The sequence below is a fragment of the Amycolatopsis sp. NPDC003861 genome (assembly GCF_053605405.1).
Map to the genome: position 1 here is coordinate 1 of NZ_JBSGJD010000113.1, position 17,186 is coordinate 17,186.

13 protein-coding genes and 1 tRNA gene are annotated in these 17,186 nt (G+C 69.9%); 10 read left to right on the top strand and 4 right to left on the bottom strand.

All coding sequences use genetic code 11. The annotated features are described in order from the left end of the window. Window positions 1-57: 57 nt before the first annotated feature. Window positions 58-3,276: a penicillin acylase family protein gene (locus ACWEVN_RS26015; protein WP_452053036.1), complete on the bottom strand. Its 3,219-nt coding sequence runs from the start codon at window positions 3,274-3,276 to the stop codon at window positions 58-60. Between the two features lie 141 nt (window positions 3,277-3,417). Here ACWEVN_RS26015 and ACWEVN_RS26020 point away from each other — a divergent pair, with 141 nt between their 5' ends. The 3 genes from ACWEVN_RS26020 (at window position 3,418) to ACWEVN_RS26030 (ending at window position 5,527) form a co-directional block, all read left to right on the top strand. Continuing rightward, complete coding sequence (locus ACWEVN_RS26020; protein WP_310968296.1) at window positions 3,418-3,792, top strand: FKBP-type peptidyl-prolyl cis-trans isomerase; 375 nt, start codon at window positions 3,418-3,420, stop codon at window positions 3,790-3,792. Between the two features lie 144 nt (window positions 3,793-3,936). Then, complete coding sequence (locus tag ACWEVN_RS26025; protein WP_452053037.1) at window positions 3,937-4,689, top strand: S1 family peptidase; 753 nt, start codon at window positions 3,937-3,939, stop codon at window positions 4,687-4,689. A 106-nt stretch (window positions 4,690-4,795) separates the two neighbouring features. Further along, window positions 4,796-5,527: a S1 family peptidase gene (locus ACWEVN_RS26030; RefSeq protein WP_452053038.1), complete on the top strand. Its 732-nt coding sequence runs from the start codon at window positions 4,796-4,798 to the stop codon at window positions 5,525-5,527. Window positions 5,528-5,623: 96 nt separating this feature from the next. On the opposite strand, the gene ACWEVN_RS26035 is transcribed toward ACWEVN_RS26030, so the two are convergent. Further along, window positions 5,624-5,706 (bottom strand) — tRNA-Leu (locus tag ACWEVN_RS26035). Window positions 5,707-5,836: 130 nt separating this feature from the next. Here ACWEVN_RS26035 and ACWEVN_RS26040 point away from each other — a divergent pair. From ACWEVN_RS26040 to pknB, 7 genes are all read left to right on the top strand, one after another. Beyond that, window positions 5,837-7,069 (top strand): DUF3662 and FHA domain-containing protein, encoded by a 1,233-nt coding sequence (locus tag ACWEVN_RS26040; RefSeq protein WP_310968299.1) that lies wholly within the window; start codon window positions 5,837-5,839, stop codon window positions 7,067-7,069. Between the two features lie 100 nt (window positions 7,070-7,169). Then, window positions 7,170-7,631: an FHA domain-containing protein FhaB/FipA gene (locus tag ACWEVN_RS26045; protein WP_003079002.1), complete on the top strand. Its 462-nt coding sequence runs from the start codon at window positions 7,170-7,172 to the stop codon at window positions 7,629-7,631. Further along, window positions 7,628-9,025, top strand: coding sequence for a PP2C family protein-serine/threonine phosphatase (locus tag ACWEVN_RS26050; RefSeq protein WP_310968300.1), 1,398 nt, complete (start codon window positions 7,628-7,630; stop codon window positions 9,023-9,025). Before ACWEVN_RS26045 ends, ACWEVN_RS26050 begins: the two co-directional genes overlap by 4 nt. Continuing rightward, a complete protein-coding gene (locus ACWEVN_RS26055; RefSeq protein ID WP_310968301.1) occupies window positions 9,025-10,512 on the top strand; it encodes an FtsW/RodA/SpoVE family cell cycle protein in 1,488 nt (495 codons plus the stop codon). The genes ACWEVN_RS26050 and ACWEVN_RS26055 overlap by 1 nt, the downstream gene beginning before the upstream one ends. Then, a complete protein-coding gene (locus tag ACWEVN_RS26060; protein ID WP_449673863.1) occupies window positions 10,509-11,978 on the top strand; it encodes a peptidoglycan D,D-transpeptidase FtsI family protein in 1,470 nt (489 codons plus the stop codon). Before ACWEVN_RS26055 ends, ACWEVN_RS26060 begins: the two co-directional genes overlap by 4 nt. Window positions 11,979-11,981: 3 nt before the next feature. Continuing rightward, window positions 11,982-13,322 (top strand): serine/threonine-protein kinase, encoded by a 1,341-nt coding sequence (locus tag ACWEVN_RS26065; protein WP_452053039.1) that lies wholly within the window; start codon window positions 11,982-11,984, stop codon window positions 13,320-13,322. After that, a complete protein-coding gene (pknB, locus tag ACWEVN_RS26070) occupies window positions 13,319-15,292 on the top strand; it encodes a Stk1 family PASTA domain-containing Ser/Thr kinase (protein WP_452053040.1) in 1,974 nt (657 codons plus the stop codon). The genes ACWEVN_RS26065 and pknB overlap by 4 nt, the downstream gene beginning before the upstream one ends. A gap of 50 nt (window positions 15,293-15,342) precedes the next feature. Here the strand turns inward: pknB and ACWEVN_RS26075 are convergent, their stop codons facing one another. Next, window positions 15,343-15,660 (bottom strand): effector-associated constant component EACC1, encoded by a 318-nt coding sequence (locus tag ACWEVN_RS26075; RefSeq protein WP_452053041.1) that lies wholly within the window; start codon window positions 15,658-15,660, stop codon window positions 15,343-15,345. Between the two features lie 98 nt (window positions 15,661-15,758). After that, window positions 15,759-17,033, bottom strand: a complete 1,275-nt coding sequence (locus ACWEVN_RS26080) for a caspase, EACC1-associated type (protein ID WP_452053042.1) — start codon at window positions 17,031-17,033, stop codon at window positions 15,759-15,761. Window positions 17,034-17,186: the final 153 nt, after the last annotated feature.

The window sequence follows — 17,186 nt, forward strand, 5'->3', positions numbered from 1 at the left end:
TGTTCTCTGCCTCAAACACACCACCAACCCCCCCCCCCCCCGCCGCGGGAGGAGCGGTCAGTGGGCGTACACCTCGAACTCGTACAGCGAGTAGCCGTACTTCGTGCCGCGCTGGACGCCCTGCATCTTGACGAACCGGGCCGTCGTCGCGGCGAACGAGACGTTGTCCTGCCCGCCGTCGCCGTCGGTCACCACGGCCGCGTCCGTCCAGTGCACCGCGTCCGGCGAGAGCTGGATCTTGTAGCTCTTGCCGAAGGCGGATTCCCAGTTGAGCAGCACCCGCGAAACCTGCTGGACCGAGCCGAGGTCGACGGTGATCGCCTGGTCGTCGCTCCAGTCGCTGGCCCAGCGGGTCGAGGCGTTGCCGTCGATCGCGTTCGACGCCGGCGAGTTGTAGAAGCCGGACTCGGCGCTCGTGGCGCTGACCGTCTTCGCCGCCGCCAGGTTGGCGATGTTGTCGCCGCGGTGCGCCGCGTACTCGACGACCTGCTGGAACGTCGGCCGGTTCTGCCAGCTGATCTTGTCCTGCGTGATGCCGCCGAGCGGGTTCTGGACGATCGAGTCGGCGCACCACTGGTCACCGGCCGAGCAGTTCGCGTCACCGGGGTAGACGGTGTTCGCGGCCTGACCGGCGGCCGTGGTCAGCGAGTCGACGAGCGCCTGGCGGCACGCGGTGACGTCGCCGCCGCCGCAGAACGTCTGCGCGAGCGGGCCCGCGACCGGCTGGCCGAGCACCTGCCGGATGTCCTTGCTGACGTAACCCCACCAGCCGTACTGGAACGACGAACCCTTGTGGGGCTGGCCGGTGTGCCGGCCGTTGCCGTTCTGCCAGCCGGACGGGCTCTCGTTGATGCCGAGCACGCTCGTCATCGCGTTGTAGGCGTTGTCGCCCATGCCCGGCTTGAACTCGGCCTGGACCAGCAGCGGCCACCAGGCGTCGAAGATGCGGATCGCGTCCGCGTCGGCGTAGGTCTTGCTCCCCGGCGAGGTCTCCTTGCGCAGGTGGCCGTTCGTGAGCCACGTCTTGAGCTTCGCCTCGGCGTCCGCCGCCGGGCCGGTGGTCGGCGTCTTGTCGAGCACCTGCAGCAGCAGCGGCAGGACGCGTTCGGCGCGCAGGTCGGCCAGCGCGGCGTCCGCCATCGCCTGGGTCAGGTTGACCCGGGTGACCTTGGTGCCGCTGGTGATCAGCTGCTTGACCCGCGAGTCGAGCAGGTCGACGCGGTGCACGGCGGACTTGTCCGCACCGGCCGCGGCGTACCCGTTGGCCTGGGCGTTGTTCCAGCTGACGTAGTAGTCCTGGTTGACCGACTGCGGGTGCTGCGACGCCGGCGTGTAGTTCGCGACGTTGCCCGCCGGGTTCCAGCCCACCCAATCGTGGCCTTGGTCGCCCCACACCGGCATGTTCGGGTCCACATCGGACTGCCGGGCCGGGTTGGCGCCGGAGTTGAAGTAGGCGATGTCCTTCGAGTCGGCGTAGAACCAGTTGAAGGTGAAGTTGATGTCGGAGGCGGCCTTCTGGAAGTCCGCCGCGGACTTGACGAAGGTCGGGTCGTTCAGCTCCTGGAAGCCGATCAGCGAGTCGACCTCGTGGAAGTAGGACGACCGCAGGGCCGCGTACGCCACCGGCTTGCCGCCGACGGTCGCCCGGCTCTGCACCGGCCCGTACTTGGTGCGGTAGCTGCGCAGGGTGTACGAACCCGCCGCGGTGCCGTCGGCGACCGTCGGCTTCCAGGCGTTCTTCACCTCGACGGTGTCCATCGGGATGCACTTGCCCTGGTAGGTGTAGTAGTTCGAGTCCTTCGTCGGCGAGCCGCCGTTCGGGTCGCACAGCTGCAGCGCGTAGGTGTCGACGATGTCCTGCGCCGACGTCGTCGCGCTCCAGGAGTAGTCCTGGCCGCGGCCGAGGAGCGTGTACATGCTCAGCCCGGCGAAGGCCGCGCCGCGCGAGCTGATGCCCGGGCCCTGCAGTTCCTGCAGGAGCAGCAGCTGCGGGGCGAAGTACCCGGTCTGCGGGCCGAACACGGCGACCGGGTGGCCGCTGGCGGTCTTGGCGCCGGAGACGAGCAGCGCGTTGGACATGCCGTGCTTCTCGCTCAGCAGGTTGGCCGGCAGCACGCCGTTCTCGAACATGCCGCGGGCGGGCTCCTGCTCGGCGGGCGCGGCGACGTCCACAGTGGACGGCGTCGCGGTGGCGGCCGAGCCGGTCTTGTCGAACACCAGCTGCTGCGGCGTCACCGAGTTCTTGTCCGGCAGCGCGCGGCCGACGGCGTTGGCCGGCGTCTTGCCGTACGGGAAGGTCTGGCCGTCGTGCAGCGTCTTGACGGCTTCGGGGTCGTCCTCCGCGCGCAGGCTCTGCCACACCTTCTCGCCCTGCACGACGCCGTACTTCTCCTGCAGCGCCAGCTTCGCGATGGCGTTCTGGACCTCGCCGCCGCCGCCCGCGCCGAACTCGGCCCCGACCAGCGAGGCCAGCGCGACCAGGTCGGTCAGCTTGAACGGGTCGATCGAGCCGGCGTTGGTGATCGAGTCGACGTGCCCGGTCAGCACGTACTCGCCGGGGAAGTACCGGCCGTTGTAGGAGTCGGAGATGTACTTGTTGATGCCGTCCACGTAGGCCTGCGCGTCGGCGAGGCCCTGCGCGCCGCGCGGGCCGCTGGCGGCCGTGCGGTCGATCTGCTGCTGCAGCTCGGCTTCGGTGTACGGCGCGTTCGCGAAGAACTGCTGCTCGAGTTCACGGTTGGCCTCGGCGCCACCGGCGAACGACGTCACCTGGCCGCGGGCCGCGTGCCGCAGCACGTCCATCAGCCACAGCCGGTCCTGCGCCGCCGCGTACCCGGCGCCGAACTCGGTGCCGGCGCGGGTGGTCCCGGTGATGTGCGGGACGCCGAGGGCCTTGTCCCGCACGATGGTGACGTCGGCGCGCGGCTTCGTCGTGCTCGCCACCTGGTCGGCCGGGACGCCGAACGAGGAGTCGTTGAAGTACTGGTTGATCGCGCCGGTGGTCAGCGTCTTGTAGCCGCCGGCCAGCGAGGCGTACTTGCCGAGCTGGTCGGCCGAGTGCGCCGGGCGGGTGCCGAACACCTTGTGCGCCAGGATTTCCGCGAGGGTGGCGCTGCCCTGTTCACCGGGCGGGAGGATGTCGCTGCACTGCCCCCCGCAGTAGTCGTCGGGCGACACGGCCGCCTGAGCGGCCGGCGCGGTGACGGCGACCTGGGTGAGCCCGGCCACGAGGGCCCCCAGTGCCGTTACGGTCAGGGCGCGGATGCGTCGTCGCATACCGGGCTCCCCTCAGTCCAGAAGAGTGACGAAGCGCACGCTACCCAGCAGTAGGCTAAGTGTGAAGACTTTTCGCGTTTTTCCCCTCCTTGGGCGTAGTCCGATCGGCGCAGCCGGAACGGCGTGGGTACGGTGAGGCCCATGACCTTGGAAAAGCCCCTCATCGACCGCCCGGACGGACCTGCGCCGGCCGACCTCGAGATCACCGACATCACGGTCGGTGACGGCGCGGAGGCCACGGCGGGCAAGACCGTCACCGTGCACTACGTGGGTGTCTCGCACTCGACCGGCGAACAGTTCGACGCGTCCTGGGACCGCGGCGAGCCGCTGCGCTTCGGCCTCGGGGCCGGCCAGGTCATCTCCGGCTGGGACCAGGGTGTCGCGGGGATGAAGATCGGCGGCCGCCGCAAGCTGGTCATCCCGCCGCACCTGGCTTACGGCGACCGCGGTGCGGGCGGCGTGATCAAGCCGGGCGAGACGCTCGTCTTCGTCGTCGACCTGGTCGGCGTGAACTAGTTCATTCCCGGCAAACCGGCCCCGGCATCCCCGCCGGGGCCGGTTTTTTGCTCCAAGCAGCGCCTTCGCGGCGCCCGAGCCGTCGCTACCCTCGCAAGTGATCACCGGCAGCCATCGCCGGTGCACGAAGAGGGGGATCCACCGATGCGCGTTCGCGCCGTGTTTTCCGCTGCCCTGCTGACGCTGGCCGCCGGCCTCGCCACCGCGGCGCCGGCCTCGGCCGTGGCCAACGGCTCCGACGTCCCGGCCGGCCAGTTCGGCTTCGCCGCCAAGCTCACCATGACGAACATCCCCAGGCCCGATGGCACGAAGTACAACAGTGCGTGCTCGGGCGCCCTGATCGCGGCGAAGTGGCTCATCACCGCCGGTCACTGCTTCCACGACGCCACCCGCAACCGCGTCTCCGGCCCGGTGCCGTACCCGACGTCGGTGCTGCTCGGCACGGTGAACCAGAGCACGCCCGGGGTGGTCCGCAACGTCGTCACCGTCTACCAGGCGAGCGCGAACGACATCGCGATCGCCACCCTCGACGCGGACGTCACCGGCATCACCCCGCTGACGGTCAACCGGGTCACGCCGTCGGCCGGCCAGCTGCTGACCCTGGCCGGCTGGGGCAGCCTCACCGCCACCAACCCGGCCCCGTCGACGAAGCTGCAGCAGGGCACCGTGAAGGTCGGCCAGGTCGCCGCTTCGACGCTCGGCGTGCAGGGGGTGGCCCCGACGTCGACGACGAGCGCCTGCGTCTACGACTCGGGTGCGCCCTACTTCGTCGCGGCCGGCTCCGGCGGCCAGCTCGTGTCCGTCGAGTCGTCCGGCCCGGACTGCCCGCACAACCAGCTCGAGACGACCTCGCGCGTGGACGTCGTCGCGGACTGGATCGCCGCCCACACCGGCTGAGCCCGCGGCCGGGCGTCACCCGGGTGACGCCCGGCCAGGGAATTCCCAGGACGGGAGCCGCGGCCCTAACGTCGGACGTCGACCACCGACTCGACGAAGGGGAAGAATGCGCCTGCGCGCCCTGCTCGCCGCTGCTGTCTTGACCGTCTCCACCGCTCCCGCCGCCTGGGCCGTCGCCCACGGCACCGACGTCCCACCGGGCCGGTACGGGTTCGTCGCGAAGCTGGCGATGACGAAGATCCCACGCCCGGACGGCTCGACGTACCGCAGCTACTGCACGGGTGCGCTGGTCGCGCCCGCCTGGATCCTGACGACCGGCCACTGCTTCCACGACGCCCACCGCGACCGGGTCTCGGGCAAGGTCCCGTACCCGACGACGGTGACGCTGGGCCTGACCGACGAGGAGGCGGAGTCGGGCATCGCCCGCAAGGCGACCGAGGTCCTCCAGGCGACGGAGAACGACGTCGCGCTGGTCCGCCTCGACTCCCCGGTGACCGCGGTGACGCCGCTGGCGGTGAGCCGCGCGGTCCCGAAGGTCGGCCAGCAGCTGACGCTGGCGGGCTGGGGCAGCCTCACGGCCGCGAACCCCAAGCCGGCCACCCGCCTCCAGCAGGGCACGGTGGCGATCGCGAAGGTGGACCCGACGACGCTGGGTGTCCGCGGCGCGGCCCCGGAGATCACCACGAGCGCGTGCACGTACGACTCCGGCGCCCCCTATTTCTCGGGCGATCAGCTGGTCTCGGTGGAAGCCACGGGGCCGGACTGCCCGCACGCGGGCGTCGAAACGACGAGCCGGGCGGACGTCATCGCGGACTGGATCACCACCCACACGGCGTAACTTCGCCCAGGGCGAACAGGGGTTCGTGACATACCCCACGGCCTGGTCCAAGTCATGGAAAAGGGCCCCGGCGGGGAGCCGGAGCCCTTTTCGATGTGGGCGAGGAGGGAGTTGAACCCTCACGTCCTTTCGGACACACGGACCTGAACCGTGCGCGTCTGCCATTCCGCCACTCGCCCGAGTGCTTCCTTGCGGCAGCGAGGAGAAGACTAGCAGGTCGTTTTAACGGCTTTCACCGGGGGCCGTGTAGAGGCTGGCTCACCCGGATAGGATCGGTGCGGAAGCACACGTGTGAGGAGGTTTTCCCCGGTGGGCCGCGCCGAACGATTCGACAGGCGACTCGAGAACCTGGTGGGGAACACTTTCGCGCGCATGTTCGGTGGCAACGTCGTCACGCAGGAAGTGGCGATCGCCCTGGAGCGGGAGAGTGAGGAGAACGTTCGTGAGCTGGCAGGCGGTCGGCAGCTCGCCCCGAATCACTACATCGTGTCCTTGGGGACGGCTGACCACGAGCGCATGGCCGGTGACGAGCAACGCGTCACCCAGGTGCTGGCGAAGGCGGTCGCGGAACACCTCGCCGCCGAGGGCCTGGACACCTATGGTGACGTCGTCGTATCACTCGAGCGCAACGAGGCGCTGCATACTGGACAGTTCAAGACCCGTTCGTCCGTCGATCCCGACGCCCGCCCCTCAGGCGCCGGTTCACCGCGGTCGGCACGACCCAGCAACGCAGGAGACCCAGCAATGAGCCAGCCCCCCGGCTACGGCCAATACGACCAGGGTGACCCGTACGGCCAGCAGGGCCAGTACGGCTACGGACAGCAGGGTGGCCAGCAGCCCGGGTACGACCAGGGTTACGGCCAGCAGGGTGGATACGACCAGTACGGCGGCCAGCAGCCCCAGGGCGGCGGCTACGACCAGTACGGCCAGCCGCAGCAGGGTGGTGGCTACGACCAGTACGGCCAGCAACCCCAGGGTGGCTACGACCAGGGCTACGCGCAGCCCCAGGGCGGCGGCTACGACCAGGGCGGCTACGCGCAGCCTCAAGGTGGCGGCTACGACCAGGGCGGCTACGGCCAGCCCCAGGGCGGCGGCTACGACCAGGGCGGCTACCAGCAGGGTGGCTACGACCAGTACGGCGGCCAGCAGCAGGGCGGGTACGACCAGTACGGCCAGCAGCAGGCGTACGGCCAGCCGGCCGGTGACCCGTACGGCCAGCAGGGCGGCTACGCCCCGCCGGCGCCGGGTCGCGCGCTCGCGGCGAGCCTGCAGCTGGACGACGGCTCGAATCGGACGTACTCGCTGAAGCAGGGCGGGAACGTCGTCGGCCGCGGCCAGGACGCGGACTTCCGCCTCCCGGACACCGGCGTCTCGCGCCGGCACCTGGAGATCACCTGGGACGGCCAGAGCGCGACGCTCGCCGACATCGGCTCGACCAACGGCACCACGGTGAACGGCACGCCGGTCCAGACCTGGCAGCTCGCCGACGGCGACGTCATCCGGGTGGGTCATTCGTCCCTCGTGTTCCGTACACAGGGCTGACTCGGGACCCGGAATACTGTTCCCGCAGAATTGACGTGCGGGGGGACCGCGGCGTACCCGCGTCGCGGCTGCGCGGAAGAGTCGGGAGCGGACACACCAAGTGCCAGAGCTGGTCGTACAACTCACCAGGGTGGGCTTCCTCGTGCTGCTCTGGCTCTTCGTGTTCGCCGCGCTCAGAGTCGTCCGGTCGGACCTCTACGCGGCGTCGGGCATGCGCGTCCAGGTGCCGACCTTCGGGCGCAAGAAGGAGAAGAAGCCGCGCAACAGCAAGTCGCCGCAGCAGCTGCTGGTCACCCACGGCGCGCTGGCGGGGACGCGCATCGCGCTGGACGGCCGGCCGATCCTGATCGGCCGGGCCGACGACTCCACGCTGGTCCTCGACGACGACTACGCATCGACCCGGCACGCCCGGATCGCCCAGCGCGGCGAGGACTGGTACGTGGAAGATCTGGGCTCGACGAACGGCACCTATCTCGACCGGGCTAAGGTCACTGCACCCCTCCGGGTCCCGCTCGGAGTCCCCATCCGGATCGGCAAGACGGTGATCGAGCTTCGCCCATGACTCTCGTCCTCCGCTACGCAGCCCGCAGCGACCGGGGCCTGGTGCGTTCGAGCAACCAGGACTCCGTGTACGCCGGCCCTCGCCTGCTCGCGCTCGCCGACGGCATGGGTGGGCACGCGGCGGGCGAAGTCGCCAGCAAGGTCGTCATCGCCTCCCTCGCCCCGCTGGACGACGACGAGCCGGGCGACGACCTGCTCGCCCAGCTGCGCGAGGCGGTGGCGAACGGCAACGCCGCCATCGCCGAACTCGTCTCGCAGGACCCGGACCTGGACGGCATGGGCACCACGCTCACCGCCGTCCTGTTCGCCGGCACCCGGCTGGGGCTGGTGCACGTCGGCGACTCCCGGGCCTACCTGCTGCGCGGCGGTCAGTTCGCGCAGATCACGCGCGACGACAGCTTCGTCAACGAGCTCCTCGAGCAGGGCCGGATCACGCCCGAAGAGGCCGCGGTGCACCCGCAGCGGTCGCTGCTGCTGAAGGCGCTCACCGGGCACGAGGTCGAGCCGAGCCTGACCGTGCGCGAAGCCCGCGCCGGCGACCGGTACCTGATCTGCTCGGACGGCCTGTCCGGGATGGTCAGCGACGAGACGCTGGCCGAGGCCGTGCAGATCCCGGACCCGCAGCAGTGCGCGGACCGGATGATCGAGCTGGCGCTCAAGGGCGGCGGCACCGACAACGTCACGGTGATCATCGCCGACGTGGTCGACGTCGACTTCGGCGAGGACGCGCCCATCGTGGGCGGCGCCGCCGGGGACGGCAGCGACGAACGGCACCAGGGCGACTCCCCCGCGGCCCGGGCCCGGGCGCTGACCCAGCCGCCCCCGCCGCCGCGCCAGGAACTACCGCAGCCGCAGGAAGACCCGAAGGCCCGGCGCCGGAAGCGGTTCCGCTGGCTGGCCGGAGCGCTGGTGGTCCTCGTCGTGCTCGCCGCGGCCGCCATCGCCACCCGCTACTTCGTGCTGAGTCAGTACTATGTCGGCGAGGGAGCGGACGGGGAGGTCGTGATCTACCGCGGCGTCCCCGGCAGCATTCTCGGCATCGACCTGCACGCCTACGAGCAGGGGTCCTGCCCGCCGAGCCAGGTGTGCACGGACAAGCTGCGCGTCACCCAGCTCCAGGAGGACGCGCGGCTGGCGGTGCAGAACGGCGTCAAGAAGGACAGCCTCGACGAAGCGCGGAAGTACATCGACGACTTCCTGCAGCTGCGCAAGCGCCTGAACAACTGCGCGCCGGCGGGCGGTCAGCCGTCCTCGACGCCGACCCCTACGGCCACGCCGACGACGACTCCGTCGGCTCCGGCCGGCTCCACTGCTCCGTCGTCGGCGAACCAGCCAGCGGGGAGGGACTGCTCGACGCCGAGTTCGACGGCACCGACGACGGGAGGCGGTAACTGATGGGCCAGCCCGTCGCGCGTTCCGCCGAACCGCTCGCCGCGCAGTTCCAGACGAACCCGCCGCGCGAGGTCCCGACCCGCCGCAACACCGAGCTGGTGCTGCTGGGGTTCGCCTCCCTCATCGTCACCATCGCGCTGGTCCTGGTCGAAGCCAACCAGGAGCAGGAGCTGACCTGGTCGATCATCTGGCTCGGCCTCGCCTACCTCGCCATCTTCGGCGCGGCGCACCTGGCCGTCCGCAAGTGGGCGCCGTACGCCGACCCGGTACTGCTCCCCTGCGTCGCGCTGCTGAACGGCATCGGGCTGGTGATGATCCACCGGATCGACCTGGCCCTGGCCGAGCGCGCCACGCAGAACGGCAAGGACTACACGCCCGCGGTCACCGCACAGGTGCTGTTCACGGTGATCTCGCTCGTGTTCTTCGTCGTGGTACTGATCGTGGTGAACGACCATCGCACGCTGACCCGCTACGGCTACACCGCCGGCCTGGTCGGCATCGTCGCGCTCGCGCTGCCCGCGCTGCTGCCGTCGAGCCTGTCCGAGGTCAACGGCGCCAAGGTGTGGCTGAAGCTGCCGTTCTTCTCGATCCAGCCGGGCGAGTTCGCGAAGATCCTGCTGATGGTCTTCTTCGCTTCGTTCCTGGTGTCGAAGCGGGACCTGTTCATGGTGGCGGGCAAGAAGCTGGTCGGGGTCGAGCTCCCGCGCGCCCGCGACCTCGGCCCGATCCTGATCGCCGCGTTCGTCTGCATCGGCATCCTGGTGTTCGAGAAGGACCTCGGCACGTCGCTGCTGTTCTTCAGCGTCATCCTGGTGATGCTGTACGTCGCGACCGAGCGGGTCATCTGGGTCGTCCTCGGCCTGAGCTTCTTCGCGGTCGGCTGCATCATCGCCTACAACCTCTTCACGCACGTCCAGCAGCGCGTGGCGAACTGGCTGGACCCGCTGGCCACCTACGACCAGGCCGGCGGCGGCTACCAGCTCGCGCAGGGCCTGTTCGGGCTGGGCACCGGCGGCGTCGGCGGCACCGGGCTCGGCGCCGGCCGGCCGGACATGGTGCCCGAGGCCAACACCGACTTCATCACCGCGTCGATCGGCGAGGAGCTCGGCTTCATCGGGCTGGCCGCGGTGCTGATGCTCTACTTGCTGGTCGCGATGCGCGGCATGCGCAGCGCGCTGGCCGTGCGCGACACGTTCGGCAAGCTGCTGGGCGGCGGGCTCGCGTTCACCATGGTCATGCAGATCTTCGTCGTCGTCGGCGGGGTCACGAAACTCATCCCGGAGACCGGTATCACCGCGCCGTTCCTGTCCAAGGGTGGTTCGTCGCTGCTCGCGAACTACATCCTGGTCGCGTTGCTGCTGCGCATCTCCGACGCGGCCCGCAAGCCGGCCGCGCGCCCGAAGCCGCAGCAGCAGCCGCAGGCCCCGATCGCGGAAGCGCACACCGTGCTCGTGCAGCGGCCGCCGGCGGAGGGGGGCGCGCAGGCATGAACACCCCGCTCCGCAAGGTCGGCATGGCGATGCTCGTGATGGTCGTCCTGCTGCTGGCCAACGCCACCTACATCCAGGTGGTGAAGGCCGACGACTACCGCACCGACTCGCGCAACGCGCGGGTGCTCTACGACGAGTTCGCCCGCCAGCGCGGCAAGATCGTGTCGCAGGCCAACGGCGAGGTGCTGGCCAGCGTCAACCCGTCGAACGACAAGTACAAGTACATCCGGACCTACGCCGACGGCCCGATGTACGCGCCGGTCACCGGCTACTACTCGATCAACTACGGGGCGGGCGGCCTGGAGCGCGCCGAGGACGACGTGCTCAACGGCTCCGACCCGCGGCTGTTCGTGCGGCGGCTGTCGGACATGGTCACCGGCCGCGACCCCAGCGGCGGCAACGTCCGGCTGACCATCGACCCGGCCGTGCAGAAGGCCGCGTACGACCTGATGACGCAGAAGAACTACACCGGCGCCGTCGTCGCGATGGAGCCCAGCACCGGGCGGATCCTGGCGATGGTGTCGACGCCGTCGTACGACCCGAACCAGCTGGCCTCGCACACGTCGAAGGCGCAGACCGACGCCTGGACCGCGAACAACAAGGACCCGAAGAAGCCCATGCTGAACCGGGCGATCTCGGAGACCTACCCGCCGGGGTCGACGTTCAAGCTGGTGACCGCGGCGGCCGCGCTCGAAGACGGCAACGGCCCGGACACCAAGGTCGACACCGCGCCGAACACCAAGCTCCCCGGCACGAACGTCACGCTGGAGAACTACGCGGGCCAGGGCTGCCCCGGCGACACGTTCAAGGACGCGCTCGCGCACTCCTGCAACGTGCCGTTCGCGCAGTTCGCCGGCAAGCTCGGCCCGGACAAGATGAAGAAGACGGCGGCGAACTTCGGCATCGGGCAGACCGACCTGACCGTGCCGATGAAGGTCGCCCCGTCGACGGTCGGCCCGCTCGACTCGCAGGGCGCGCTCTACCAGAGCGGCATCGGCCAGCGCGACGTCCGGCTGACGCCCCTGCAGGACTGCTTGCTCGCGGCCACCGTGGCCAACGGCGGGATGGCGATGAAGCCGCAGCTGGTGCAGTCGGTGCTGGCACCGGACCTGTCGACGATCGAGGACTACAGCCCGACCGAACTCACCGGCACCCCGGCGCTGTCGTCGGCGAACGCCGCCATCCTCAAGGACATGATGGTCGCTTCCGAAGGCTTCACCAAGGGCGGTGGCAAGCGCCCGGACGTCCAGATCGCGTCCAAGACCGGCACCGCCGAACACGGCACGGACTCCAAGAACACCGCACCGCACGCCTGGTACACCGCCTTCGCCCCGGTCGACAACCCGCAGATCGCGGTCGCCGTGATCGTCGAGGACGGCGGCAACCGCGGCCTCGCGGCCACCGGCGGCACGGTCGCGGCGGAAATCGGCCGTGCGGCGATCAACGCGAAGCTCGGGGGTGGATAGCGCATGCTGTCCTCCGGTCAGCTGCTGGCCGACCGCTACAAGCTGACGAGCCGGATCGCCGTCGGCGGGATGGGCGAGGTCTGGCAGGCCAGCGACACCCGGCTCGACCGGACCGTGGCCGTCAAGATCCTCAAGGCCGAACTCTCCGGCGACGCCGAGTTCCTCCACCGCTTCCGCACGGAAGCGCGGATGACGGCGTCCCTGAACCACCCCGGCATCGCCGCGGTGCACGACTACGGCGAGACCATCGCCGACGGCGACCTGTCGATCGCGTACCTGGTGATGGAGCTCGTCGACGGCGACCCGCTGGCCGGTCTGCTGGCCAAGCACGGGCGGCTGTCGGCGGAGTTCACCCTCGACATGCTGGAGCAGGCGGGCAACGCGCTGCAGGCGGCGCACTCGCACGGCCTGGTCCACCGCGACGTCAAGCCGGGCAACATCCTGGTGACCTCCACCGGGCAGGTGAAGATCACCGACTTCGGCGTGGCGAAGGCGGCGGACGCGGCCCCGGTCACCCGCTCCGGCATGGTCATGGGCACCGCGCACTACATCGCCCCGGAGCAGGCGCTCGGGCAGCCGGCCGAACCGGCGTCCGACGTCTATTCGCTGGCGGTGTGCGGCTACGAATGCCTCGCCGGGCACCGGCCGTTCCTGTCGGAGAACGCCGTCACGGTCGCGATGATGCACATCCGCGACCTGCCGCCGCCGCTGCCGCCGGACGTGCCGCCCGCGGCGCGCGCGGTGATCGAGGCGACGCTGGTCAAGGACCCGCGGCAGCGCTACAACAACGGCGGCGAGTTCGCCTCCGCCGTGGCCGCGGTCCGCTCCGGGCTGCCGCTGCCGACGCCGTCCGGGCTGGTCAACGCCACCTACACGACGGGCCAGCAGCCGGTGGTGCCGCAGCAGGTGCAGCAGCCGCCGCCACCCCCGTCGATGCCGGTGCCGATCCCGCCGCAGCAGCTGCCCCCGCAGCTGCCGATGCCGGGCGGCCCGCCGTCGCCCGCGATGAACCCGATGATCGCCATCGGCCCGCCGTCCCGCCCCGCTCCGCGGCAGGTCATGCTGCCGGCCGCGCGGAAGAAGACGCAGTGGGGCTGGTGGGCGCTTCTCGCCGCGATCCTGCTCGTTGTCCTGGTGGCGGGCATCGTGCTGGTGGCGAAGATGCTCGGTGGCGGCAACGGCTCGCCGCCGCACACCGGCCAGCCGCAGAGCCAGGTGTTCCCGGGCAGACAGGTGCCCGCGGAGCAGTCCGGCTACCCGGCGGGCAGTCCCGGCACGACCGACGATGGCCGGCAAGGCATCATGACCACACCTTGGACGGAATGGAACGGCACCCAGAGATGAGCACACCCAGACTGCTCTCCAACCGGTACGAGCTGGGCGAAACGCTCGGCTACGGAGGCATGTCCGAGGTCCATCACGGCCACGACGTGCGTCTCGGCCGGGAAGTCGCGATCAAGATCCTCCGTGCCGACCTCGCCAGGGACCCGCAGTTCCAGGAGCGCTTCCGCCGCGAAGCGCAGAACGCCGCCGCGCTGAACCACCCGGCGATCGTCGCGGTCTACGACACGGGCGAGGCGAACACCGAGTTCGGGCCGCTGCCGTACATCGTCATGGAGTACGTCGAAGGCCGGACGCTGCGCGACATCGTCAAGACCGAAGGCCCGATGTCGCAGAAGCGGGCGATGGAGGTCATGGCCGACGTCTGCGCGGCGCTGGACTTCTCGCACCGCCACGGCATCGTGCACCGCGACGTCAAGCCGGCCAACGTGATGATCACGAAGAACGGCGCGGTCAAGGTGATGGACTTCGGCATCGCGCGCGCGATGCACGACGGCCAGTCCGCCATGACCCAGACGGCCGCGGTGATCGGCACGGCCCAGTACCTCTCGCCGGAGCAGGCCCGCGGCGAGTCGGTCGACGCCCGCTCGGACGTCTACGCGGCCGGCTGCGTGCTGTACGAGCTGATCACCGGCGAGCCGCCGTTCACCGGCGACTCCCCGGTCGCGGTGGCGTACCAGCACGTCCGGGAGGACCCCAACCCGCCGTCGTCGGTGAACCCGGCGGTGGCCCCGGAGCTCGACGCGGTCGTGCTGAAGGCGCTGGCCAAGGGCCCGGCGAACCGCTACCAGTCGGCGGCGGAGATGCGCTCGGACCTGGTGCGCACGCTCTCGGGCCAGCGCCCGGTGGCGCCGATGGTGATGTCCGAGGACGAGCGCACGCAGGTGATGAACGCCGACCGGCGGCAGCCGCAGCGCTACGACGAGTACACCGAGCCGGACGACGAAGACCCGAAGGCCAAGCGCCGTCGCCGCACGCTCATCGCCATCTTCGCGGCGATCTTCGTGCTGGGCTCGGTGTTGCTGATCATGTGGCTGTCGAACGCGTTCAAGAGCAACGACGGCGGCACGGTCGCGATCCCGGACGTGACGCACCAGACGGTGCCCCAGGCCCGGGAGACGTTGAAGAGCAAGGGCTTCGACGGCACGATCGAGCAGAAGCAGATCACCTGCGGGGTCACGCCGACCGACGGCAACCCGGAGTGCACCCAGGACGACATCAACAAGGTCATCAAGTCCGACCCGTCGGCCGGGGTCTCGGTCGCGACGAACACGAAGATCACGCTGTACGTCGGCGTCGCGCCGGGCAAGGCCAGCGTGCCGGACCTCAAGGGCAAGACGCGTGACGACGCCGAGAAGTTGCTGACCGAAGCGAAGCTGACCCTCGACCCGAGCGTCGGGGAAACCGAAGTCACCGACCAGAACCAGGTCGGCCTGGTGCAGTCGCAGACGCCGTCCGCGGCTTCCGAGGTCGCCCAGGGCAGCAGCGTGAAGATCACGATCGGCAAGTCGAAGCAGCTCAAGGCGGTCACCGACTTCACCGGCAAGCCGTACTCGCAGGCCAAGTCGGCGCTGGAAGGCCAGGGCTTCACGACCAGGCGGGTCGACCAGGCTTCGGACTCGGTGCCGAAGGACACGGTCATCACGCAGAACCCGAACGGCGGCCAGGTCGCGGTGGGCAGCCAGATCATCCTGACCGTGTCGACCGGGCCGGACAGCTCGAGTCAGATCCAGATGCCCAGCCTGGTCGGGATGACCGTCGACGAGGCGCAGGACAAGCTGTCGAGCATGGGCTGGACCGGCAAGCTGAACCAGAAGTCCGACAAGAACAGCAACGCGCCGGAGGGCACGATCACGGGTCAGAACCCGAGTCCCGGAACGTCGATCAACAAGGACCAGAACGTCACGGTCAACGTGTCCGAAGGCAGCGGGTTCCCGTTCCCCACCACCCCGACGACGAGATCCTCCAACTAGTGAGGTGAACGAAGGCCCGCACGGTTCACCGTGCGGGCCTTCTTCGTCGGTCAGGCTTTGTCGAGAAACCCTTGCACGGCACCGAGAACCTGATCGGCGTCGCTCGCGGCCCCGAAGTCGAGTTCGAGTTCCTCGGCAGCACCGGAGCGTTTGACCTTCAGCGAGACGCGGCCGTCGCGCCCCCGGGTCAGCCACGCGAACAGCGAACGGCAGAAGACGCCGGCGGAGGAGCTCGAAACCCCGACCACCACGGCATCGAAGACCTGGACGCGGCCGCGGAGTTCGTCTTCGCCACGCAACCAGGCGGCGAGCTCCGGAAGCTCGCCGTCGGAGTTTGGCACGGTGATCGCGACGATCCCAGCCGTCACCCGATCTCCCTTCGCCCGGAACCGGAGGCCCCGAACCTTAGTCCGCCCTACGGTCCGGCAGGAAGCCCGGGCCGGGAATTGAAGATGGCAATTTGCAGTCAGGAGCGCTGCGCGTCGACGAGAGCCCGGAACCGGGCCGCCTCCTCCGTCGCCGGGCGGAAGAACTCGACGACGTCGGCGAGCAGCCACAGGTTCCGCAAGTCCCGACCACACGAGTCCACGAGGTGAACCAGCTGATCACGCCCCGACATGTGTGGCGCGATGGGCGCAAGGCCATCCCACGCTTCCCGCATTTCCGCGATCAGCAGGTCAAGAAGCGATTTGTCATCGGCGAAACCGGCGCGCACGAGGACGTCCACCAACTTCGCTCGGAGCACCGACCCACCGCCGGGCCGCCGCCCGAAGACCGGCGGCGCGGGCCGCTTCGGCGCGGCCGAGCCGCCGGGCGCGATCAGCCGTTGCACCTCGAGGCTTTCCTCGGTTCCCGGCCGCAAGTACTCGAACACCTCGGCCAGCACCGGCAGCCCGTGCTCGATGCGGCTGCACGCACCGACGACCTCGATCAGCTGGTCCCGTCCGGCCAACTCCCGGGAAACGTCCAACGAGCGGCCGAGGGCGTCCTCCACCTCGCGGACCAGGAGCCGCCGTCCCGGCCCGTGGTCGGCGTACCCGGCCGACACGAGGACGTGCACCAGCGCTTTGCGGAGTGCGAGGCCGGCGGTGGCGGGCGCCGACGGGGAAACCTCCGCTTCGGCCACCACAGGCGGTGACTCGGGTTTCTTCGTCGTCCCGAGCGGCGCGGATTCTCTCCGCAGCAGGAGCTTTCCGCTGGTGTTGCCGCTCTGCGTCTGGGGCAGCGGCAGACCGCGTCCGGACATCGCGGCCCGGAGCGCGCCGATGAGTTCACTGACGTCGAGGGGCCGGCCGGGTACCGGCGAGCCGTTGGTCAGCAGCGCCAGCAACGCCCCGGTGAAGGCCGTGTTCCGCTCGTTGGGTGGCGAATGGGAGATCGAATTCCGCGGAGCGGAGGCGATCACCGTCGTGCCAGTCACCGCAATCTCCCGCGGATCGACCAGGCTGTCCGACATGGCGCCCAGCACCAAGCCTGAGAAACAACAATCGAGGATCAGCAGGCGGGTCTTCGCCGAACTTCGTTCGATGACGTCGCGCACGTAGTCGAACGGCACCGCGGTGGTGTCGAGTTCGTCGAGGTCGGTTTCCCGGGTACTGAGGTACAGCTTGTCCTGGCGGTCGTGCCGGATCCCGTGGCCGGCGTAGTACACGAGCAGGAGGTCCTGCGCGCCTGGTACGCGTACTTCTTGAGCCGGGTCATGAAGCTGTGGGACGAGTCCGGGGAGTCGACCACCGCGCACTGTTCCCAGCCGATCACCCCGGTGGCCGGATCGGTGATCGCCGTCTGCAGATCGACCAGGTTGCGGTGCACGGCGGGGAGGTCGGGGAGGTGATTGCTCTTGAAGTCCCCGGTGCCGATGAGGATGGCCCGGGACAACTCGGGAACCGGCAGC